The following is a 21345-nucleotide window of genomic DNA, read 5'->3' as shown; positions in this document are numbered from 1 at the left end:
TTTAATGTTGCCCCGGCGACGACGCAATTAACGCGCAATGGTGTTGGTACGCTTGATCTTGTTTTGCAACTGTATGATGCCGTACATCAGGGCCTCTGCCGTTGGCGGGCAACCTGGCACATAGACATCAACCGGAACAATACGATCACAACCACGCACCACGGAATACGAATAGTGATAGTAACCACCGCCGTTAGCACAGGAACCCATGGAAATAACCCAGCGCGGCTCGGCCATCTGGTCATACACCTTGCGCAAGGCAGGTGCCATCTTGTTGCACAGCGTACCGGCAACAATCATCACGTCAGACTGACGCGGCGACGGGCGGAACACCACACCAAAACGATCCAGATCGTAACGCGAGGCACCAGCGTGCATCATTTCAACGGCACAGCAGGCCAGACCAAAGGTCATGGGCCACATGGAACCGGTACGCGTCCAGTTGATCAGCTTGTCTGCCGTAGTGGTGACAAAGCCTTCACTCAATACACCTTCAATTGCCATAATTCATCACTCCCAATCCAGAGCGCCTTTTTTCCAGATGTACCAAAAACCCACACCGAATTCCAGTACGAAACCGAGCATGATCAGAAACCCCGTCCAGCCCAGGTCACGCATCGCTACGCCCCAGGGGAAGAAGAATGCCGTTTCCAGATCAAACAAAATGAACAAAATTGCCACCAGGTAGTAACGCACATCAAACTTCATGCGCGCATCTTCGAATGCTTCAAAACCGCATTCGTAAGCAGAATTTTTTTGAGAATCCGGTTTATATGGAGCGAGAATACGCCCCAACACTTGCGGCACCACACCTACAGCGATACCAACCAGAATAAAGAGAAGAACTGGGAAATAATTTTCGAGGTTCACGTTAGGCTACCTGTAATTGAATGCCAGATTGAAGCAAGTCATTTATTGATACTGACAAGCAAGAAACAACTGCTTCCTCGACCGAGTCAGCAAAGAAAACTGACTCTATTTTTATTGGTGCCGACGACGAGACTCGAACTCGTACAGCTTTCGCCACTACCCCCTCAAGATAGCGTGTCTACCAATTTCACCACGTCGGCCTAAGCCCAGCATTCTACTATGTATAGCCTCATTGTTCAACGCACAATTGCAGCAATTCAATGTTTTTTACTGGGTAAAATCAAATTATTTTGGAATCTGGTTTGCCTGACCTGCAGATGTTGAAGAAGCAGGTACTGCAGTAATAACCGGACCAGAAGCCGCACCCGCAGATGTTGCCGGCGCAGCTGGCTTGGTCACTGTTACACCTTCCATAACACCAATGGCAGGCTTGCGGCTTCCACTGGAAACTGCCAGGCCCAAAGTCGCTGCAAAAAAGATCGCAGCCGCCACACCTGTCGCCTTGGACAGGAAGTTGGAAGAACCAGTTGCACCAAACAGGCTGCCCGACGCACCAGAGCCAAAAGAGGCGCCCATATCAGCACCTTTACCGTGCTGCAACAAAACCAGGGCAATAATTGCCAAAGCTGACAACACCTGAACAACCACAACCAACGTAAATAAAGTTTGCATTCAAGACATCCAAAAAAAATTAAGCATTCAAACAAATTAATCCAAACACCTCAGAACCAGCTTGCGATCTTACTGCGCGAGCGCAATCGGAGTCTGCGTGGGGCTCATGTGCTGCTCAAAATGCTCATGTACTAAAGTACATTCCGCTTTTTGTGCTGCGCTTGGTTACCCTTACCCCGCTGACGCACGCTCGCTACAGATCGCAAACAGGCTCTCAGGCTGCGGCAATAATCGACAGGAAATCCTGCGACTTCAATGCTGCACCACCGATCAGGCCACCATCAATATCGGGCATTGCCAGCAATTCTGCGGCATTTTCCGGTTTCATGCTGCCACCATACAAAATTTGCACCTTGTCTGCGACTGCGGCATTTCTGGCCGCCATTTGCTGACGCAGGAATTGATGCACATCCTGCGCCATTTGTGGCGTTGCCGTCTTGCCAGTACCAATTGCCCATACCGGCTCATAAGCGACGACCATTGCCGCCATGTCACCCAGCACATCCAGAACTGCATTCAACTGCGCAGCCACCACCTGATTGGTTTGGCCGCTTTCACGCTGCTCCAGCGTTTCACCAACACAAACAATAGGCAACAGACCAGATTTCTGCAAGTGCAATGCCTTTTGTGCCACCAGCTCATCGCTTTCGGCATGATAGGCACGGCGCTCGGAATGCCCGACTATCACATACTTGCTACCGCAATCCGCCAGCATGGCTGCCGATATCTCGCCGGTATAGGCGCCTTGCGCATGCACGGATACGTCTTGTGCACCCCACATGACAGCAGTACCCGCCAACAGTTCAGCACATTGCGCCAGATACGGCGCCGGTGGACAGACCAGAACATCACAATTCAATGATGCAGGCAGGCCAGCCTTTATTTCAGACAACAATGAACGGTTGGCAGAAAAATCACCATTCATTTTCCAGTTACCGGCTATTAAGGTGCGTCGCATAGTAAGCCAAAATATAAATAACCGTCTATTGTAGCCCTCAGCGCTATCAGGGTCAAACCAGCCCACTCAGGTTTATGACTTTATGACTACAAATGCGGCCGTATTTTGGGGTTCACTGATCATTTTTTGCGCAAAAACGCTATCTTTTTGATCACAACAACACAATTCGCCTGCCTAGCCAGCATCCATGGACAGCATGATTTTCCCTATATGCGCGCCCTCTTCCATCATGGCATGCGCCTGCGCGGCCTGCGCCAGAGGAAAGACATGATGGATCACAGGCACGATGGTCCTGGCAGTCAGCAGTGGCCAGACGCGTTCCTGCAATTCAGTCGCAATCGCCTTTTTGAATGCCTCCGGGCGCGGGCGCAGGGTGGATCCCGTGACAGTCAGGCGACGACGCAATACCTGGGCCAGATCAAGTTCAGCAGAAGTACCTCCCAGCAAGGCAATGATGGCCAGACGACCATCATCCGCAAGGCAATTAATCTCTTTGGGCACATAACTACCCGCCACCATGTCAAGAATGACATCAACGCCTTTGCCCGCAGTCAATTCCTTGACGACGTCGACAAATTGCTCAGTCTTGTAGTTGATACCACGCTCAGCTCCCAGTTTTTCTGTCGCACGACATTTATCATCCGAGCCCGCAGTGGCAAACACGCGATGGCCCAGCGCCTTTGCAATTTGAATCGCTGCCACACCAATACCCGAGGTACCGCCCTGCACCAGAAAAGTTTCACCCGGAGATAAATGGGCGCGCTGAAATACATTACTCCAGACCGTGAAATATGTTTCCGGCAAGGATGCGGCCTCCAGCAAAGACAGGCCCTGCGGCACTTTCAGACACTGGCCTGCTGGTGCCACGCAATATTCGGCATAACCACCGCCCTGCACCAGGGCACAAATCTGGTCACCAATCTGAAATGCACTACCCTCAAGATCACCGGCAACCACCTCCCCCGCCACTTCCAGCCCAGGCAAATCAGACGCACCCGCAGGCACAGGATAAAACCCCAGTCGCTGCAAGACATCAGGCCGGTTCACGCCAGCAGCACTGACCCGTATCAGCAATTCGCCTTTGCCAGGCACAGGTACAGGCCGGGTGGCAATCTGCAACACTTCCGGCTTGCCGTACTGGGTGATTTCTATGGCGCGCATTTCAGTTTTCATGTGGACTCATCCATAAAGTGAACTCTTGGGCCTGAATTGTAAGCGAATAAAAAAACGCCCGTGCAAAGCACAGGCGTTTCTTCATTTTTCAGCACGACAGCGCAAGGCAAATGACTGACTTGTTATCTACCCTGCCATCTGCCTCACTACGTTGCTGCTGTTATTGCTGTTGTTGCTGCTGTGGCTGACCTTGCGCTTCAGACTCAGACAATGCCGCTTTCATGGACAACTTGAAGCGACCACGATCATCCGTTTCCAGCACTTTGACACGCACTTGCTGGCCTTCTTTGAGGTAGTCAGCAACTGCATTCACGCGCTCATTGGCGATCTGGCTGATGTGCAGCAAACCATCTTTGCCTGGCATGATTTGTACAATCGCGCCGAAGTCCAGCAATTTCAATACTGTACCTTCGTAGACCTTGCCAACTTCAACTTCTGCAGTCAGCTCTTCGATGCGACGTTTGGCTTCCTGGCCAGCGGCTGCATCAACAGAAGCGATAGTCACTACACCTTCATCACTGATATCGATTTGTGTGCCAGTTTCTTCTGTCAAGGCACGGATCACTGCACCACCCTTACCGATAACATCACGGATTTTTTCAGGATTGATCTTGACCGTGATCAGACGTGGCGCGAAGTCAGACAATTCGGATTTGCCGACAGGTACGGCTTCCTGCATTTTACCCAGAATATGGATACGGCCTTCTTTGGCTTGCGCCAGAGCGACTTGCATGATTTCTTTGGTGATACCCTGGATTTTGATATCCATTTGCAGGGCAGTAATGCCTTCTGCAGTACCGGCCACTTTAAAGTCCATGTCGCCAAGGTGATCTTCATCACCCAGGATGTCTGTCAGAACAGCAAACTTGTTACCATCCTTGATCAGGCCCATGGCGATACCGGCAACGTGTGCTTTCATCGGCACGCCAGCATCCATCAAAGCCAGGCAGCCACCGCAGACGGAAGCCATGGAAGACGAACCATTGGATTCTGTAATTTCAGATACCAGACGTACGGAGTAGCTGAAATCTTCCGGATCAGGCAAGGCAGCCTGCAAAGCACGTTTAGCCAGACGGCCATGACCGATTTCACGACGCTTAGGTGTACCAACGCGGCCTGTTTCGCCAGTAGCGAATGGAGGCATGTTGTAATGCAACATGAAGCGGTCAGAGTATTCACCCATCAGCGCATCAATTTTTTGCTCGTCACGGGCAGTACCCAGCGTAGCAATCACCAAAGCCTGCGTTTCACCGCGCGTGAACAGGGCTGTACCATGCGTACGTGGCAAAACGCCAGTACGGATGCTGATAGGACGCACAGTGCGTGTATCACGACCATCGATACGTGGCTCGCCTTCCAGGATTTGGGAACGAACGATTTTCGCTTCCAGATCAAACAGGATATTGCCTACTTCGGATGAATCAGGAGCAGCCTCACCTTTGGCAGTTGCCTGCTCAGCCAGGGCTGCAGCTACTGAAGACGTTGCTGCCTTCAATTGCTCAGTACGCGCCTGTTTTTCTTTGGTTTGATAAGCAGCGCGCAATAAAGGCTCTGCCACTGCCGTGACAGCAGCGATCAGTGGTTCATTTTTTGCAGCAGGCGCCCATTGCACTTCAGGCTTGCCACCGTCACGTACCAGTTCATGGATCGCATCGATCACAGCTTTCATTTGCGTGTGGCCATAGACCACCGCGCCCAGCATGACTTCTTCAGACAATTGCTGCGCTTCAGATTCCACCATCAACACGGCTTGCTCAGTACCGGCAACAACCAGATCCAGCTTGGATTGTTTCAGTTGAGTTGCGGTTGGGTTCAATACATATTGACCATCGATATAACCAACACGTGCGGCGCCAACCGGGCCACTGAATGGGATGCCGGCAACGGAAATCGCTGCAGAAGCACCGATCATGGCAGCGATATCAGGGTCGATTTCCGGATTGACGGACAATACGTGAATGATGACCTGGACTTCGTTCAGGTAACCTTCAGGGAACAGAGGACGGATAGGACGATCAATCAAACGGGAAGTCAGTGTTTCTTTTTCTGATGGACGACCTTCACGCTTGAAGAAACCGCCAGGAATACGGCCGGCCGCGTAAGTTTTTTCCATGTAATCCACGGTCAGAGGAAAGAAATCCTGACCTGGCTTGGCATCCTTCTTTGCAACAACGGTTGCCAGTACAACGGTATCTTCTATGGATACCATGACCGCGCCAGATGCCTGGCGGGCAATTTCACCGGTTTCCAGTGTGACCTGGTGCTGACCGTATTGGAAGGTTTTGGTAATTTTATTAAACACAATGTGTCCTTTCTATTTTGCCGACAGATTTTCAGGCGCTGTCGTTCACCTCACCGCGAGCAATCCGTCTGGATCGCTTTTTGCCTGTTTTCAACATTTTCGTTAAAAACCGGGCTAAAACCGGGGGAAACTAAAACTCTACATAGACAAAAAGCCTGCGACAGACGACTGACGCAGGCTTTTTACTACCAATGATTTGCTAAGCTCAGCAAGAATTACTTACGCAAGCCGAGTTTTTCGATCAGTGAGCGATAGCGATTCAAGTCTTTACCTTTCAGGTAAGACAACAGACTCTTACGACGGTTAACCATCATGATCAAACCACGACGGGAGTGGTGATCTTTAGAGTGTGCTTTGAAGTGACCATTCAGGTCATTGATACGTGCAGTCAGCAACGCAACTTGCACTTCAGGAGAGCCTGTGTCATTTTGACCACGGGCATTGTCCGCTACGATAGCGGCTTTTGCATTTTTTTCGATAGACATAATTTTCCTTAACATGCGATAACAAGAGTCGCCGTATTTATAAAATACAACTACAAAACCATCGTTATCGTGAAATAGCAATTCCGCCGGAATGACGGAACGCGTGACTATAACACCGTTTTACGCCGGAATCAAACCCCTGCTTAAATTTGCGGATTAAGTTTTTCGGTTTTTGATTGCAATTTATTCAAGGCTGACAGATAGGCTTTCGCTGAAGCAACAACAATATCCGGATCTGCGCCAACACCATTGACTATGCGGCCCGCTTTCGACAGGCGCATTGTCACTTCGCCCTGGGACTGAGTACCAGTGGTAATGGCATTGACCGAGAACAGCAGCAACTCTGCCCCGCTCTGTACTTTGGAATCAATCGCATTGACAATGGCATCAACCGGACCATTACCATTACCTTCACAAGTTACTTCCTTGCCGTCCGAAGTAAATACTACTTTGGCGAATGGCAATTCACCCGTTTCCGAACGCTGAGACAAAGACACATAATGGAAGGCATCGTTATTCTGTGCATGCTCTTCATCGGATACCAGGGCCAGAATATCTTCATCGAATATTTCCGACTTGCGGTCAGCCAGTTCCTTGAAACGGGCAAAGGCTGCATTGACTTCAACTTCTGATTCCAATGCTATGCCCAATTCTTCCAGGCGCTGCTTGAAGGCATTACGGCCAGACAATTTGCCCAGAACCAGTTTATTCGCGCTCCAGCCTACATCTTCAGCGCGCATGATTTCATAGGTATCACGGGCCTTCAAAATACCGTCCTGATGGATGCCGGATGCATGGGCGAAGGCATTCGCGCCGACTACGGCCTTATTCGGCTGCACTGCAAAACCGGTGATTTGCGACACCAGCTTGGAGGCAGGCACGATCTGACTGATATCGATGCCCAGTTGCAAGTCGAAGTAATCTTTACGGGTACGCACTGCCATGACGATTTCTTCGAGTGCAGTATTACCTGCACGTTCACCCAGGCCGTTGATGGTACATTCAATCTGACGTGCACCACCTATCATGACACCAGCCAGGGAATTGGCCACCGCCATACCCAAGTCGTTATGGCAGTGTACGGACCAGACCGCCTTGTCGGAATTGGGAATGCGTTCACGCAGGGATTTCAACATATTGCCGTACAACTCAGGCACGGCATAACCCACGGTGTCAGCAAAGTTAATGGTGGTTGCACCTTCCTTGATGACTGCTTCCAGCACGCGGCACAGGAAATCCATATCCGAGCGACTGCCATCTTCCGGGCTGAATTCAACATCGTTCGTAAAATTGCGGGCATAACGCACCGCCTGTATTGCCTGCTCCAGCACCTGGTCAGGCGTCATGCGCAATTTCTTTTCCATATGCAGCGGGGATGTTGCAATGAAAGTATGAATACGCTTGCGCTCTGCAGCCTGCAAGGCTTCGGCAGCACGGGCAATATCACGATCGTTGGCACGCGACAAGGAACAAATCGTCGAATCCTTGATGATGGAAGCGATCGCCTTGATGGATTCGAAATCACCAGGCGATGCCGCAGCAAAACCGGCTTCAATCACATCGACCTTCATTCTTTCCAGCTGCTTGGCAATACGGATTTTTTCATCCTTGGTCATGGATGCACCAGGGGATTGTTCGCCATCACGCAAGGTTGTGTCGAATATGATGAGTTTGTCGGCCATGATATTGCTCCTGAGATAGATTTAAATATGAGATAAAACTGCAAATTGTGAATATTCTTCAGCCTACCCTTGCAAGACGCACATGGGTGGTGAGACTACTCGAATTGTGGGTGTAGGGGGATTTAGCGCGTGAACGCTAGTAGAGATGCCAGCAATAGCGATAGCAGACCAGACAGGCCTGCCAAAGTGTTTTTTGCTATTGATGTGGATGCGAAGTTCATGCCAAAGACTATAAGCGCGATTGCGAAAAAGTGCAAGAATTTATAGCAGCAAATTCCTGTTTTTCTCAGGCAGAAAAGCAAAAAAGCCGCAATACATTTTCTGTATTACGACTTTTCTTGTAAAACACCAAATTTAATCAGGCTGACACTGTTTTACGCATGCTCATTTTTCTTCATGATGCTCGACACTGGTCTGAACGATACTGACAGGCCTGCCCTTACGCCAGCGCCACAGCAGCACGACATAACCAGACAAGCCATACAGGACGAACAGACCAAACAAAACCTTGGGTGGATCACTGACCACAGCAACATAGGCCAATACAATCAAAAATGGGGCAATAAACGGTACTGAACGACGCAAATTGACATCCTTGAAGCTATAGAAAGGCACATTGGTCACCATGGTCAATCCGGCAAACAAGGTAATGCTCCAGGTACTCCAGCTCAGTTCACGCCCTGGGAAGTGCAAGTCTTCCATCAGCAACACAAAGCCCGCCACCAGTGCCGCAGCAGCCGGGCTGGGCAAACCCTGAAAGTAGCGCTTGTCGACAATTCCTATATTTGTATTAAAACGCGCCAGGCGCAAGGCAGCACCGGCACAATATACAAAGGCCGCCAGCCAGCCCAGCTTGCCCATGCCCTTTAACGACCATTCATAGGCGACCAGTGCAGGCGCTGCTCCAAAAGAAATCATGTCAGACAAGCTATCGTACTGAGCACCAAATTCACTTTGGGTATTGGTCATGCGGGCTACGCGGCCATCCAGGCTATCGAGCACCATGGCCACAAAAATCGCCAGTGCAGACTGGTCAAAACGTTGATTCATCGCCATCACAATGGCATAAAAACCGCAAAACAGGGCTGCTGTTGTAAAAGCATTTGGCAACAGGTAGATGCCGCGCCGGGGTTTGGCCGGCACACGCACATCTTCCCCCTCATGCCCGCTCGTAGCCGCATTCTTGCGCATACCCTTGGGGAATAACTTGAAACTGCCTTTAGGCTTTCGTTTTAGTATAGGTGCCATTCTTGCTATCGTGATCTGTGGAATATATTTCTTGCCTGTGCAAGAGATGAAAAGTGTGCGAAGTATAACCCCGATCATTGGCAATGAAAACAGACTCAGGGACAAGCATCCTTCACATTCAGGCTTCCAATATACATCGTCATTTACATTTAATAAAAATTAAATGCACAGATCTACTCAGTAAAGATAAAGCCCGGAAAGTAAAAATCGCCCCTGCGGGCGATTTTTAGTCTTCGAGCTGCGTGCGCCTGCAAGCGCACACTGGATGATGCCCGGCAATCTGAAGAATTAGTTCTTCGACTGATCAACCAGTTTGTTTTTAGCAATCCATGCGCACTTGAAGGCGTAAAAAAAGTCGTCCAAATGGACGACTTTTAGCCTTCGAGCTGCGTGCGCCTGCCAGCGCACGCTGGATGATGCCCGGCGATCTTAAAAATTAGTTTTTAGATTGATCAACCAGTTTGTTTTTAGCGATCCAAGGCATCATGGCACGCAATTTCGCGCCCACTTCTTCGATCTGATGTTCGGAAGTCAAACGACGACGGGAGATCAGTGTCGGTGCACCGGCTTTGTTTTCCAGGATAAAGCTCTTCGCGTATTCGCCAGTCTGAATATCTTTCAGGCATTGGCGCATGGCGTTTTTAGTGTCTTCTGTGACGACTTTAGGGCCAGTCACATATTCGCCGTATTCTGCATTATTGGAGATCGAGTAATTCATGTTGGCGATACCGCCTTCATAGATCAGATCAACGATCAGTTTCAGTTCATGCAGACATTCGAAGTAAGCCATTTCTGGTGCATAGCCAGCTTCAACCAGGGTTTCGAAACCGGCTTTGATCAGTTCAACCGCACCACCGCACAGAACTGCTTGTTCACCGAACAAATCAGTCTCTGTTTCTTCACGGAAGTTGGTTTCGATGATACCAGCACGGCCGCCGCCGTTAGCCATCGCATAAGACAGGGCGATGTCACGGGCAGAACCGGATTTGTCCTGATACACAGCGATCAGGTGAGGCACGCCACCACCCTGGCTGTAAGTACCACGCACTGTATGGCCAGGTGCCTTAGGGGCGATCATGATCACGTCCAGATCGGCGCGTGGTACGACTTGACCGTAATGCACATTGAAGCCATGGGCGAATGCCAGTACTGCGCCTTGTTTCGCGTGCGGTGCAACGTTTTCAGCGTACACCTGAGCGATGTTTTCATCTGGCAGCAAAATCATGATGACGTCAGCTGCTTTGACTGCGTCGTTGACCTCAGCCACGTTCAGGCCGGCATTTTTTGCCTTGTCCCAGGATGCGCCGCCTTTACGCAGGGCGACAGTTACTTTACAGCCGGAATCATTCAAGTTCTGTGCATGGGCATGACCTTGAGAACCGTAGCCGATGATAGCAACGTTTTTACCTTTGATCAGGGAGAGATCACAATCTTTGTCGTAGAAAACTTTCATTTTGTATCCTAATAATTAAATATTTTTGTAAGAGAATGGCGTATGCCTGAAACTATTTTTTAAACCTTGAGGATGCGTTCGCCGCGTCCTATGCCTGAACCACCGGTACGTACCGTTTCCAGAATTGCCGTGCGGTCGATGGAATCAATGAAAGCGTCCAGCTTACCTTTGTTACCGGTCAATTCTATGGTGTAGGTCTTTTCGGTGACATCAATGATGCGGCCGCGGAAAATATCTGCGGTGCGCTTCATTTCTTCGCGCTCCTTGCCGACCGCTCTTACCTTGATCAGCATCAGTTCACGTTCTATGTGCGCGCCCTCGGTCAGGTCGACCACCTTGACTACCTCAATCAGGCGGTTCAAATGCTTGGTGATCTGTTCGATGATGTCATCGGAACCGGAAGTCACGATCGTCATACGCGACAGGGTCGCATCTTCAGTCGGCGCAACGGTCAGGGTTTCAATGTTGTAGCCACGGGCAGAAAACAGACCGACCACACGTGACAAGGCACCGGCTTCATTTTCGAGAAGGATGGAAATAATATGTCTCATCACAGATCCTCCGAACCCAGCAACATTTCAGTCAAGCCCTTGCCTGCCTTGACCATAGGCCAGACATTTTCGGTTTGATCAGTAATGAAATTCATGAACACCAGTCTGTCTTTCATGGCAAAAGCTTCACGCACTGCGCCATCGACATCTGCCGGGTTTTCTATCTTCATGCCGACGTGGCCATAGGCTTCCACCAGCTTGGTAAAGTCAGGCAGGGAATCCATATACGATTCAGAATAGCGTGAACCATAATCAATCTGCTGCCACTGCCTGACCATGCCAAGGAAGCGGTTGTTCAACAAAATGATTTTTGGTGTCAGGTGGTATTGCTTGCAGGTTGCCAGTTCCTGTATGCACATCTGTATCGAGGCTTCGCCAGTGATACAGGCAACAGTTGCATCCGGATTCGCCATCTGCACACCCATGGCATACGGCAAGCCGACACCCATGGTACCCAGGCCACCGGAATTGATCCAGCGACGTGGCTTGTCGAAGCGATAGTATTGCGCAGCCCACATCTGATGCTGACCAACGTCAGAAGTGACAAAGGCATCGCCCTTGGTCACTTCCCAGACTTTTTCAACAACTGACTGCGGTTTGATGACTTCAGTAGAAGTCGGGTATTTCAGGCAATCGCGACCACGCCATTCATTGACCTGCTTCCACCAGGCGGCAAGCGCCTTGGGATCAGGACGCGTCTCCACTGCACTCAGTTGTGACAGCATTTCCTGCAACACGTCTTTGACATTGCCCACGATAGGAATATCAACCTTGACGCGCTTGGAAATCGACGATGGATCAATATCAATATGAATGATCTTGCGCGGATGTGAAGCGAAATGTTTCGGGTTGCCGATCACACGGTCGTCAAAACGCGCACCAATGGCGATCAGCACGTCACAGTGCTGCATGGCCATATTGGCTTCGTAGGTACCATGCATGCCCGGCATGCCGACGAATTTTTCATCGCTGGCACGGTAGGCGCCCAGACCCATCAGGGTATTGGTGCACGGAAAACCGAGTGTATCAACCAGTTTATTCAGTTCCGGTGCCGCATGCGCGAGAATCACGCCGCCACCGGTATAAATCATGGGACGTTCAGCCTGCAACAGCAGTTGCACAGCCTTGCGAATTTGACCTGCATGCCCTTTGTCGACTGGCTTGTAAGAGCGCATTTCGACTTCTTTAGGGTAGCTGTAGGTAGTTTTGTGCATGCTGATATCTTTAGGGATATCCACCAGCACAGGGCCCGGACGACCTGTCGTCGCAATATAGAATGCCTTCTTGACGGTTTCTGCCAGGTCTCTGACGTCTTTCACCAAAAAGTTATGCTTTACGCAGGGACGGGTAATACCGACAGTGTCGCATTCCTGGAAGGCATCCTGGCCGATAACGGCACTGGGAACCTGACCTGAAATGATCACCATGGGAATCGAATCCATATAAGCAGTTGCCAGACCAGTCACCGCATTGGTAACACCAGGTCCGGAAGTGACCAGAGCCACGCCGACTTTATTGGAGGAACGGGAATAAGCATCAGCAGCGTGTACCGCAGCCTGCTCGTGACGCACCAGGATATGTTGAAACTTGTCCTGATTGAAAATCGCATCATAGATATAGAGTACGGCACCGCCCGGATATCCGAATACGTGCTCAACACCCTCTTCGGCCAGACACTTGACAAGTATCTCTGCGCCTGTAAATTCTGAACTCATAAATTGTGTCCTTTCAAGGTCCATAGGAGATTGATCGGATGTTCTTTCCTGGCGAAATCGACATGTAAATACCGGAAAGCTGAAATCCCTTTACGTGCGGTCACATTCCCCTTTACACATCCGTTGGATATGGTACCAGGCAAGGCTTAGTGCACTCGTTCAATCAGTATTAAGGCTTTACAACGACAGACTTCTCACGCTTGTGGCATGGGTCAGAACAAACAGCTTCTTAAAGCGAACTCGTCGGTGTCAGCATTGTGGGCTGTTCCAGACAAGCATTTTTTGCCCCGAGATTATGGAGCGGACTCACACGGTACTGTGTCGCAGCATTTTGGTCAAGGGAAATTCACCGTAAAAAGCAAGTTAACAGGATAAACAGGATTATCAGAAAAACCATTTTCAACGAAATACAGGACATAAACGCGTATTTTTGCTAGCATGTGCGCAATTTTGAGCGCTGGCATCTTCCTAAAAAAGTCCAATCAGATCAGGAACTGGCGCCTGCTTAACAAATGCAACTACCTGCAACGTAACTGCCAACGATGGCCACAGACAAAGAATTATCCAGCTTTTTGGAAGGTGTAGAGCGTCGTGCTTTCAAGCATGCCGTGTACACCGTCCGCAATGAGGAATCTGCTTTAGACATTGTTCAGGAAGCAATGATCAAACTCGCGGAAAAATACGGTGACAAGCCTGCCGCCGAATTGCCCATGCTGTTTCAGCGCATACTCCAGAACACCATACTGGATTTTTTCCGCAGGGAAAAAGTGCGCAATACCTGGGTCAGCCTGTTTTCCAGCATCACCCCGGCCAATAACCAGGATGATGACAATTTTGACTTATTGGAAAGCTATGCGGCAGAAGATGGCACGGAAGCATCAGAATCCAGTGCAGACAAGATAGAACGTGAGCAAGTTCTTAATATAATTGACGAAGAAATAAAAAAGCTTCCTGCGCGTCAACGGGAAGCCTTCCTCATGCGTTATTGGGAAGACATGGATGTAGCGGAGACCGCCGCTGCAATGGGTTGCTCAGAAGGCAGCGTCAAAACACACTGCTCCAGGGCAACACACGCATTGGCCGTCACACTAAAGGCTAAAGGAATACACCTATGAATTATTCAAAAGAAGCGAAAGACCTTGAGTTTGCTTACAAGGTAAGACGGGCGCTGAATGAATCAGCCGAAAGTCTCCCTGCGCCAACTCTGGATAGGTTAGCACAGGCCCGCAAAATGGCCATGGCATGCAAGAAACAGGAAGCACCTGTTGCCGTATTGGCATTTAAGGGCGTATTGGCCGGTAATTCCGGTTTTTCCTTCCAGGGACCTGGTTCCTGGATGGGCAAGCTGGGTATCGCGCTGCCACTGTTGGTGCTGGTAGCTGGCCTGATAGGCATTTATGAATATGAACAACAGCAAAACATCAATGAACTGGCAGATATTGACACGGCCGTCCTGGTTGATGAATTGCCGCCAGCCGCTTATGTTGATACCGGATTCACTGCCTATCTGAACAAAACGGAGGAATAGGCGTGACGTTGCACCTGATACGAGATTTGTTGTGCCTGTCTGTTGTACTTTTCTCATTATCACCGGCTTTTGCCGGTGGTAGCGCTGCGCCTGCGCCACAAACCAATGCCAAGCCAGCCAATGGCCTGGCAAGTTCCAGTTATGCCAAACCTTTATGGGTAGAACTCAGCCCTGCGCAAAAGCTGGCATTGGCACCGCTCAGTCCAGAATGGGACAGAATGTCCGAACTGGGCAAGAAAAAATGGCTGGAAATCGCCAATCGCTACGCGACCATGAAGCCGGATGAGCAAGCCAGGTTGCAAGAACGCATGCGCGGCTGGGTCAAACTGACGCCAGAGCAACGCATGGCAGCACGCGAAAATTTTGCAAAATCCAACCAGCTCAAGCCGGAACACAAGTCTGCCCAGTGGCAGCAATACCAGCAACTGAGTGAAGAAGAGAAAAAACGCCTCGCCTCGGAAAACGAGAAAAAGAAAAGCGTCACCAATCTTCCGGCTGATGCGGTGAAAAATCCAAAAATTCTGGCACCCATCAAAATAGGCCCAAAACCTGCTACCGCAGCAACTGGGACTACCGCTACGGCTGCCGCAGTCAAAACCACGCCGCCGGTAGCTGCGCCGTTGGCAGTACAGCCTGCCAGCGCTTCGTTACCTGCCATTTCACCTGCCGTACCTGCCCCGGCATCTGCCGCGACAGTGACAGACGCTGCCCCTGCCAGCGCCGCTGCATCTCAGGGCCCTGCCAAATAAATCTGTGAATTCTGAACTTACTGCCCCGCCATTACGTCGCCGCCTGATTTGCATGGTCTATGAAGGAATGCTGTTGTTTGGCATTGTTTTTGTCTCTGACTGGATTTTTGATGTGCTGACACAAAGCCGGCATGCGCTGGTATTACGTCACGCGCGCCAGGGCTGGCTGTTTCTGGTCATTGGTGCCTATTTCGTCTTTTGCTGGTGCCGCAGCGGCCAGACCCTGGCAATGCAGACCTGGCGTATCAAGGCAGTAGATCTGGATGGCGGCAAGTTACCCGTGGTAAAAGCCATCGTGCGTTATTGCCTGTCATGGATGTGGTTTTTGCCTGCCATGGCACTGAATTATCAGTTGGGCCTGAAAGAATGGCCCATGGTTCTGGTCATCGCTGCAGGCGTCGTCGGCTGGGCCATGACAGCCCGGCTGGACAAACACGGACAGTTTCTGCACGACAAACTTGCCAAGACGCGATTGATCCACATTCCTTCCGAAAATGAACTCAAAGCGAGTTCTGACGCCTGATCTGCTTTTGATGTTGGCTTTTCAATGTTATTCTTATGAAATAATTTATCGAGAAGAATGACATGCAACACAAAGCTCCTCGTCGCACCAGGGAACGCATACTGGAATTATCCCTGCGCCTTTTCAATGAATTCGGTGAGCCGAACATCACTACGACAGTCATTGCGGAGGAAATGAATATTTCCCCCGGCAATCTGTATTACCATTTCCGCAACAAAGATGATATCGTCAATTCCATCTTTACCCAGTTCGAAATGGAAATCAACAAGAAGCTGTCCTTCCCTGAAGGCCGCAAGGCGAATATCCAGGATATCTGGACCTATCTGCACCTGACATTTGAATTGGTATGGCGGTATCGTTTTTTTTATCGCGACCTCAATGACCTGCTGTCCAGAAACCGCAAGCTGGAACTGAATTTCAAGCAAATCCTGACACACAAGATCAAGGTTGCCACCGAGTTGTGCAACGGCTTGCGCACTGATGGCGAGTTTGAGGCCAGTGATATGGATATCGACGCCCTGGCCACCAATATGGTGGTGGTAGCCACTTACTGGCTGTCGTATGAATATGTACGCAATCCGCGTAAATACACCGAATTGCAGACCATGTCTGACTCGCTGGCGCGCGGCTGCTATCAGGTGATCGTACTGATCAGCCCTTACCTGCGTGGCGAAACCAAGAATGTATTTGAAAAATTGTCGCAGGATTACCTGCGCAAGATGAATCCCGCATGACATCAGGTATGAAAGCAATCTGCGTTTATTGTGGCTCTTCGCCCGGCATCACGACGGAGTATGCCGCCGGCGCCCGTCAACTGGCGGCACAACTGGTCAGCCAGCAACTGCGTCTGGTCTACGGCGGTGGCAATGTCGGCCTGATGGGCATCATTGCCGATGAGGTGCTGCGTCTGGGTGGGCAGGTCACGGGCGTCATCCCCAAGGCATTGATGGACAAGGAAGTCGGCCATACCGGCCTGACTGACTTACATATCGTCAGCAATATGCATGAACGCAAGGCCATGATGGCAGAGCTGTCAGATGCCTTTATTGCCATGCCGGGCGGCATAGGTACCTTCGAAGAACTGTTTGAAGTGCTGACCTGGTCACAACTGGGTTTTCATGAAAAACCGGTTGGTTTATACAATATCAATGGTTTCTACCAGAAGCTGCATGATTTCTTGCTGCACACGGTAGAGCAAGGCTTCCTGCGGGCAGCACACCTGGATTTGTTGTATATCGACAATGATGCTGCCAACCTTTTGCAAAAATTTGCCCAATACCGCCCTGTCCATATCAAAAAATGGCTGGATGTCAAAGACCTGTAAGCTGCCCGGTATGATCTGCAGCCTGTTCTGAACGCTTACTCCATAGGCAAAAGCCGTTTTCCGGCCAAAACCGGAGTAAAATGCGACTTTATCCGACCTTTTCGTGTTTATTTCAAATTATGAAATTTTCCAAGCAATTCCCGTTATACGAATCCGAAGCAACTCAGTTCATCAAAGACCTGAAAAAAGCCAACCCTGCGCTGGAACAAAGCCAGCGTGATGGTCGTGCCCTGTTGTGGGATAAAAAACCGGTCGACCTCGATACCCAAAAGCGCCAGCTTGAATCACGCATCAATCAGCAAGCTTACGTTTATCAAAACAAGGGCTAACACCGCCCAATACCACCCGATATCGCCCACATCAGCCTGTAGACAGAGAAGCCTGTGACAGCCACCAATGCGTTGCCGCCAACCGAGTTGCCACTGGTTGGTGCCGTTGACAGCACACCTGATGTTGTCGATGGGCTGGCCTTTGCCAAATTATATGGCGAACCGCTGTTCAAGCTTCCTACCGATCTGTACATCCCGCCGGATGCACTGGAAATTTTTCTGGAAGCATTTGAAGGCCCGCTGGATTTGCTGCTGTATCTGATACGCAAGCAAAACTTCAACATACTCGATATTCCGATGGCGCAAGTCACCTTGCAATATCTGCAGTATGTGGATCAGATACGCAAACATAATCTGGAACTGGCCGCAGAATACCTGCTGATGGCCGCCATGCTGATTGAAATCAAATCACGCATGCTGCTGCCATCGAATAAAAGCGCCGATAGCGATGAAGCCGATGATCCACGAGCCGAACTGGTACGCCGCCTGCTTGAATATGAGCAAATGAAACTGGCAGCCTATGACCTGAATGCCGTGCCACAGTTGGGGCGCGACTTTTTGCATGCACAGGTTTTCGTCGAACAAAATACGATCCTGCACTGGCCGCATGTAGAGATTGCCGATTTGCAGTCCGCCTGGGCCGATGTACTGAAACGGGCGACGCTGGTGGCACATCATAAAATCAGCCGGGAAGAATTATCTGTGCGCGAACACATGACCGGCATTTTGCGTAAACTGCAGTCCGCCAAATTTGTAGAATTCTCTGACCTGTTCGACCCCAGCCGGGGTGCGCCTGTGCTGGTCGTCAATTTTGTCGCCCTGCTTGAACTGGCCAAGGAAACGCTGATAGAAATTACCCAGGCCGAAGCCTTTGCACCGATTTATGTGCGCCTGGCGTATTCGCCAGCCTGATTGGCAAATCACGATACGTCTTGACACGTTATCCATTGGCACCGACCACAACCAATTTATTACTATAGAGCTGCACCATGAAAATCGTTTCCTCCATTGAAGAGTTGCGCGACCAGTTAAGCGGACAATTGCGTACTGCATTTGTGCCGACCATGGGCAATCTGCATGAAGGGCATTTATCCCTGATGCGCCTGGCAAAAAAACATGGCGACCCAGTCGTCGCATCAATCTTCGTCAACCGCCTGCAGTTTGGTCCGAATGAAGATTTCGACAAATACCCACGCACCTTCCAGGCTGACGTAGACAAGCTGGAAAAAGAAGGTGTGTATGTACTGTTTGCACCCACTGAAAAAGACCTGTATCCAGAACCGCAAGAATACCGTGTGCGCCCACCGGATGATCTGGGCAATATCCTGGAAGGCGAATTCCGTCCCGGCTTTTTTACCGGCGTCACCACCGTGGTACTGAAGCTGTTTTCATGTGTACAGCCACGGGTTGCCGTGTTTGGCAAAAAGGATTATCAACAGTTGATGATCGTGCGTAATATGAGCAAGCAGTTTGCCCTGCCAACCGAAATCATTGCCGCAGAAACTTACCGCGCAGACGATGGCCTGGCGCTGTCTTCGCGCAATATGTATCTGTCAGCCACAGAACGCGCTGAAGCACCAATCCTGTACCAGACCCTGAATGAAGTCGCTGCTGAAGTACGCGCCGGCCATCTCGACATGTTCGAGCTGGAACGTCAAGCCATGGCCAGACTAGCTGCACGCAACTGGAAACCGGATTACATTTCCATCCGCAAGCGCGCTGATTTGCAACCACCATCTGCCGGTGACATTGCCCAAAATGCGCAACTGGTCGTGGTGGCAGCGGCCAAACTGGGCGGTACCCGCCTGATCGACAATCTGGAAATTTGATGCGCGTGCTGCAAGCCGCAAAACCGGCACTGAAACGCTTGTGCAGTGCCGGCATGCTCTCGCTGTCACTTGCCGGTGTCTGTGCGACAGGCACAGTCCAGGCTGCTATCACGGTACTGGATGATGCGCAGCGCCAAGTAACATTGGCAAAACCTGCACAACGCATCATCAGCCTGGCACCGCACATTACCGAATTATTGTTTGAAGCTGGTGCGGCCAGACAGATCGTTGCCGTTACCGATTACAGTGACTATCCGGAAGCCGCAAAAAAACTGCCTTCAATAGGAAATATTTTCGCGCTGGACCTGGAACGCCTGCTGGCCCTGAAACCCGATCTGGTGATTATCTGGGGAACCGGCAATGCCAAAATACTGGCCAACAAATTGCGCAGCAATAACGTCACCGTTTTTGAAAGCGAACCGCATGATTTTGAAATGGTGGCGACGTCGATAGAACGGCTGGCCATCCTGACAGGCACCGATGCTACAGGCCAGGCAGCGGCACAGAAATTCCGCCAGCGCCTGGACAATCTGCGCAAGACTTATGCCCTGCCCGCCTCTGCCACGCCAGTCAGCGTGTTTTATCAGATGGTACGCAGGCCATTGATGACACTCAATGATGATCACATGGTGTCCGATGCAATACGCCTGTGCGGTGGCAGAAATGTATTTGGCAAATTGAAAGAACTCAGTTCCACCATCACCATCGAAGCCGTGCTGGCAGCCAATCCCGACATGATGCTGACCACAGGCGAGAATGCAGATGCGCTGGCCGACTGGCGACAGTTTCCCATCCTGACAGCCGTCAAAAAGAATAATTTCTACGCTGTAAAAGGTGACTGGCTCAATCGCGCAGGTCCGCGCATACTGGATGGCACTGAAGCACTGTGCAAGCACCTGGCAACAGCCAGATCAAAATAAGACGAATAGAACTACGCAAAATCGCATCAGAAGCAGGCATTTTGCTTTAAGGCGATAATAGCGGTCTCGCCTGGCCCCCAGGCTTTCTATTTTGATTGGCAGCGATGCGTAAAGGTATCTTGTTTGCAGGCTCCGCCTATTTGCTGTGGGGCCTGTTCCCCATCTATTTCAAAGCCCTGCATGAAGTGCCTGCCCTGGAAATTCTGCTGAATCGCATGGTATGGTCATTGCTGTTTTTGCTTGGTGTGCTGACCTGGCGCAAGCAATGGTCATGGATCAGCGAGGCGGTGCGCCAGCCAAGGTTGATAGCTGGTTTTGCCATCAGCGCGCTACTGCTGTCTGCCAACTGGTTTGTGTATATCTGGGCCGTCAACCATGGCCATATCATTGATGCCAGCCTTGGCTACTTTATTACACCGCTGGTGAATATCCTGATCGGCTCTGTCTGGCTGCGTGAACGCCTGCGCCCTGTGCAATGGCTGTCGGTTGCACTGGCAGCCTGTGGCGTAGCCTGGCTGACCTGGCAGGCAGGACATTTGCCGTGGATAGGCCTGATCCTGGCTGCTTCTTTTGGTACCTATGGCCTGTTACGTAAAACCTCGTCCCTGGGTGCGCTGGAAGGCTTGTCACTGGAAACTGCCTTGCTCTTCCCGTTTGCCCTTGGTTACCTGATCTGGATGGGCATGCATGGCCAGAATGCCTTCATCAGCGGCGATATCGATATCAAAATGCTGATCCTGCTAAGCGGCCCCATCACCGCCATCCCGCTGCTGTTGTTTGCTGCTGGTGCACGCCGCATACCCATGACCACGCTCGGGCTGTTGCAGTACATGTCGCCACTGGTGCAGTTGCTGCTTGGCGTATGGCTGTATCACGAGCCTTTTGACTCCAGCAGAATGCTCGGCTTTGTTGCCATCTGGGCTGCGCTGCTTGTGTATTCTTGCGAGGGCCTTTGGCGCAACTTCAGGTCAGTTGAAAATGCGGGCAAACAAGCTACCTGAGCGACCTAATCTACCTAATCTACCTAAGCTGCC

23 protein-coding genes and 1 tRNA gene are annotated in these 21345 nt (G+C 50.7%); 11 read left to right on the top strand and 13 right to left on the bottom strand.

All coding sequences use genetic code 11. The features are described 5' to 3' along the window. Window positions 1-27: 27 nt before the first annotated feature. The 13 genes from H8L32_RS20110 to H8L32_RS20050 all read right to left on the bottom strand — a co-directional run bounded on the left by H8L32_RS20110 (window position 28) and on the right by H8L32_RS20050 (window position 13109). Window positions 28-504, bottom strand: a complete 477-nt coding sequence (locus tag H8L32_RS20110; RefSeq protein WP_186949040.1) for a NuoB/complex I 20 kDa subunit family protein — start codon at window positions 502-504, stop codon at window positions 28-30. Window positions 505-510: 6 nt separating this feature from the next. Further along, window positions 511-870: an NADH-quinone oxidoreductase subunit A gene (locus H8L32_RS20105; protein ID WP_186949039.1), complete on the bottom strand. Its 360-nt coding sequence runs from the start codon at window positions 868-870 to the stop codon at window positions 511-513. A 115-nt stretch (window positions 871-985) separates the two neighbouring features. Beyond that, window positions 986-1070 (bottom strand) — tRNA-Leu (locus H8L32_RS20100). 85 nt (window positions 1071-1155) lie between these two features. Next, window positions 1156-1542 (bottom strand): preprotein translocase subunit SecG, encoded by a 387-nt coding sequence (gene secG / locus H8L32_RS20095; RefSeq protein ID WP_186949038.1) that lies wholly within the window; start codon window positions 1540-1542, stop codon window positions 1156-1158. A gap of 214 nt (window positions 1543-1756) precedes the next feature. Further along, entirely contained in the window at window positions 1757-2500 is a 744-nt protein-coding gene (tpiA, locus tag H8L32_RS20090; protein WP_186949037.1) for a triose-phosphate isomerase, read from the bottom strand. A 174-nt stretch (window positions 2501-2674) separates the two neighbouring features. Beyond that, the gene (locus H8L32_RS20085; protein WP_186949103.1) at window positions 2675-3661 is read right to left on the bottom strand and encodes an NAD(P)H-quinone oxidoreductase; all 987 of its coding nucleotides are present in this window, start codon (window positions 3659-3661) and stop codon (window positions 2675-2677) included. Window positions 3662-3833: 172 nt separating this feature from the next. Continuing rightward, window positions 3834-5975, bottom strand: a complete 2142-nt coding sequence (pnp, locus tag H8L32_RS20080) for a polyribonucleotide nucleotidyltransferase (protein ID WP_186949036.1) — start codon at window positions 5973-5975, stop codon at window positions 3834-3836. 215 nt (window positions 5976-6190) lie between these two features. Beyond that, window positions 6191-6460 carry a 30S ribosomal protein S15 gene (gene rpsO, locus H8L32_RS20075; protein WP_110253976.1) on the bottom strand — a complete coding sequence of 90 codons (270 nt, stop codon included), beginning with the start codon at window positions 6458-6460 and terminating at the stop codon, window positions 6191-6193. 143 nt (window positions 6461-6603) lie between these two features. Further along, window positions 6604-8142, bottom strand: a complete 1539-nt coding sequence (locus H8L32_RS20070) for a 2-isopropylmalate synthase (protein ID WP_186949035.1) — start codon at window positions 8140-8142, stop codon at window positions 6604-6606. 384 nt (window positions 8143-8526) lie between these two features. Further along, entirely contained in the window at window positions 8527-9390 is an 864-nt protein-coding gene (gene pssA / locus H8L32_RS20065; protein WP_186949034.1) for a CDP-diacylglycerol--serine O-phosphatidyltransferase, read from the bottom strand. A gap of 436 nt (window positions 9391-9826) precedes the next feature. Then, window positions 9827-10843 carry a ketol-acid reductoisomerase gene (ilvC, locus tag H8L32_RS20060; RefSeq protein WP_110253979.1) on the bottom strand — a complete coding sequence of 339 codons (1017 nt, stop codon included), beginning with the start codon at window positions 10841-10843 and terminating at the stop codon, window positions 9827-9829. A gap of 59 nt (window positions 10844-10902) precedes the next feature. Next, complete coding sequence (gene ilvN, locus H8L32_RS20055; RefSeq protein ID WP_162059361.1) at window positions 10903-11394, bottom strand: acetolactate synthase small subunit; 492 nt, start codon at window positions 11392-11394, stop codon at window positions 10903-10905. Continuing rightward, window positions 11394-13109: an acetolactate synthase 3 catalytic subunit gene (locus tag H8L32_RS20050; RefSeq protein WP_186949033.1), complete on the bottom strand. Its 1716-nt coding sequence runs from the start codon at window positions 13107-13109 to the stop codon at window positions 11394-11396. Before H8L32_RS20050 ends, ilvN begins: the two co-directional genes overlap by 1 nt. A 542-nt stretch (window positions 13110-13651) precedes the next feature. On the opposite strand from H8L32_RS20050, the gene H8L32_RS20045 reads away from it, so the two are divergent. The 11 genes from H8L32_RS20045 to rarD all read left to right on the top strand — a co-directional run bounded on the left by H8L32_RS20045 (window position 13652) and on the right by rarD (window position 21312). Next, entirely contained in the window at window positions 13652-14224 is a 573-nt protein-coding gene (locus H8L32_RS20045) for an RNA polymerase sigma factor (RefSeq protein WP_186949032.1), read from the top strand. After that, window positions 14221-14637: a DUF3619 family protein gene (locus tag H8L32_RS20040; RefSeq protein WP_186949031.1), complete on the top strand. Its 417-nt coding sequence runs from the start codon at window positions 14221-14223 to the stop codon at window positions 14635-14637. The genes H8L32_RS20045 and H8L32_RS20040 overlap by 4 nt, the downstream gene beginning before the upstream one ends. A gap of 2 nt (window positions 14638-14639) precedes the next feature. Next, window positions 14640-15386: a DUF3106 domain-containing protein gene (locus H8L32_RS20035; protein WP_329605205.1), complete on the top strand. Its 747-nt coding sequence runs from the start codon at window positions 14640-14642 to the stop codon at window positions 15384-15386. A gap of 4 nt (window positions 15387-15390) precedes the next feature. Further along, window positions 15391-15909 (top strand): RDD family protein, encoded by a 519-nt coding sequence (locus tag H8L32_RS20030; protein ID WP_329605204.1) that lies wholly within the window; start codon window positions 15391-15393, stop codon window positions 15907-15909. Window positions 15910-15971: 62 nt separating this feature from the next. After that, window positions 15972-16643 (top strand): TetR/AcrR family transcriptional regulator, encoded by a 672-nt coding sequence (locus H8L32_RS20025; protein ID WP_186949030.1) that lies wholly within the window; start codon window positions 15972-15974, stop codon window positions 16641-16643. A gap of 8 nt (window positions 16644-16651) precedes the next feature. Continuing rightward, the gene (locus H8L32_RS20020; RefSeq protein ID WP_186949029.1) at window positions 16652-17233 is read left to right on the top strand and encodes an LOG family protein; all 582 of its coding nucleotides are present in this window, start codon (window positions 16652-16654) and stop codon (window positions 17231-17233) included. A 119-nt stretch (window positions 17234-17352) separates the two neighbouring features. Further along, window positions 17353-17562 (top strand): DUF3460 family protein, encoded by a 210-nt coding sequence (locus H8L32_RS20015; protein ID WP_186949028.1) that lies wholly within the window; start codon window positions 17353-17355, stop codon window positions 17560-17562. Between the two features lie 54 nt (window positions 17563-17616). Next, entirely contained in the window at window positions 17617-18474 is an 858-nt protein-coding gene (locus H8L32_RS20010) for a segregation and condensation protein A (protein ID WP_186949027.1), read from the top strand. A gap of 77 nt (window positions 18475-18551) precedes the next feature. Then, window positions 18552-19391 carry a pantoate--beta-alanine ligase gene (panC, locus tag H8L32_RS20005; protein ID WP_186949026.1) on the top strand — a complete coding sequence of 280 codons (840 nt, stop codon included), beginning with the start codon at window positions 18552-18554 and terminating at the stop codon, window positions 19389-19391. Beyond that, entirely contained in the window at window positions 19391-20311 is a 921-nt protein-coding gene (locus tag H8L32_RS20000; RefSeq protein WP_230412321.1) for a cobalamin-binding protein, read from the top strand. The genes panC and H8L32_RS20000 overlap by 1 nt, the downstream gene beginning before the upstream one ends. A gap of 104 nt (window positions 20312-20415) precedes the next feature. Continuing rightward, window positions 20416-21312, top strand: coding sequence for an EamA family transporter RarD (rarD, locus tag H8L32_RS19995; RefSeq protein WP_186949025.1), 897 nt, complete (start codon window positions 20416-20418; stop codon window positions 21310-21312). The last annotated feature ends 33 nt before the right edge of the window (window positions 21313-21345 follow it).

Origin of the sequence: Undibacterium hunanense, assembly GCF_014284335.1 — a bacterium.
Taxonomy (GTDB): Bacteria; Pseudomonadota; Gammaproteobacteria; order Burkholderiales; family Burkholderiaceae_D; genus Undibacterium; species Undibacterium hunanense.
The sequence above is the reverse complement of the archived record's forward strand: the minus strand, read 5'-3'. Positions and strand labels throughout refer to the sequence as shown.

What these genes read in the sequence shown, in the direction of transcription:
- H8L32_RS20110 (WP_186949040.1), bottom strand. Translation starts at nt 504, where the DNA reads ATGGCAATTGAAGGTGTATTGAGTGAAGGCTTTGTCACCACTACGGCA.
- secG (WP_186949038.1), bottom strand. Translation starts at nt 1,542, where the DNA reads ATGCAAACTTTATTTACGTTGGTTGTGGTTGTTCAGGTGTTGTCAGCT.
- H8L32_RS20070 (WP_186949035.1), bottom strand. Translation starts at nt 8,142, where the DNA reads ATGGCCGACAAACTCATCATATTCGACACAACCTTGCGTGATGGCGAA.
- rarD (WP_186949025.1), top strand. Translation starts at nt 20,416, where the DNA reads ATGCGTAAAGGTATCTTGTTTGCAGGCTCCGCCTATTTGCTGTGGGGC.
- panC (WP_186949026.1), top strand. Translation starts at nt 18,552, where the DNA reads ATGAAAATCGTTTCCTCCATTGAAGAGTTGCGCGACCAGTTAAGCGGA.
- H8L32_RS20050 (WP_186949033.1), bottom strand. Translation starts at nt 13,109, where the DNA reads ATGAGTTCAGAATTTACAGGCGCAGAGATACTTGTCAAGTGTCTGGCC.
- H8L32_RS20040 (WP_186949031.1), top strand. Translation starts at nt 14,221, where the DNA reads ATGAATTATTCAAAAGAAGCGAAAGACCTTGAGTTTGCTTACAAGGTA.
- pssA (WP_186949034.1), bottom strand. Translation starts at nt 9,390, where the DNA reads ATGGCACCTATACTAAAACGAAAGCCTAAAGGCAGTTTCAAGTTATTC.
- H8L32_RS20020 (WP_186949029.1), top strand. Translation starts at nt 16,652, where the DNA reads ATGAAAGCAATCTGCGTTTATTGTGGCTCTTCGCCCGGCATCACGACG.
- H8L32_RS20015 (WP_186949028.1), top strand. Translation starts at nt 17,353, where the DNA reads ATGAAATTTTCCAAGCAATTCCCGTTATACGAATCCGAAGCAACTCAG.
- H8L32_RS20000 (WP_230412321.1), top strand. Translation starts at nt 19,391, where the DNA reads ATGCGCGTGCTGCAAGCCGCAAAACCGGCACTGAAACGCTTGTGCAGT.
- H8L32_RS20085 (WP_186949103.1), bottom strand. Translation starts at nt 3,661, where the DNA reads ATGCGCGCCATAGAAATCACCCAGTACGGCAAGCCGGAAGTGTTGCAG.
- ilvN (WP_162059361.1), bottom strand. Translation starts at nt 11,394, where the DNA reads ATGAGACATATTATTTCCATCCTTCTCGAAAATGAAGCCGGTGCCTTG.
- H8L32_RS20025 (WP_186949030.1), top strand. Translation starts at nt 15,972, where the DNA reads ATGCAACACAAAGCTCCTCGTCGCACCAGGGAACGCATACTGGAATTA.
- ilvC (WP_110253979.1), bottom strand. Translation starts at nt 10,843, where the DNA reads ATGAAAGTTTTCTACGACAAAGATTGTGATCTCTCCCTGATCAAAGGT.
- rpsO (WP_110253976.1), bottom strand. Translation starts at nt 6,460, where the DNA reads ATGTCTATCGAAAAAAATGCAAAAGCCGCTATCGTAGCGGACAATGCC.
- tpiA (WP_186949037.1), bottom strand. Translation starts at nt 2,500, where the DNA reads ATGCGACGCACCTTAATAGCCGGTAACTGGAAAATGAATGGTGATTTT.
- H8L32_RS20045 (WP_186949032.1), top strand. Translation starts at nt 13,652, where the DNA reads ATGGCCACAGACAAAGAATTATCCAGCTTTTTGGAAGGTGTAGAGCGT.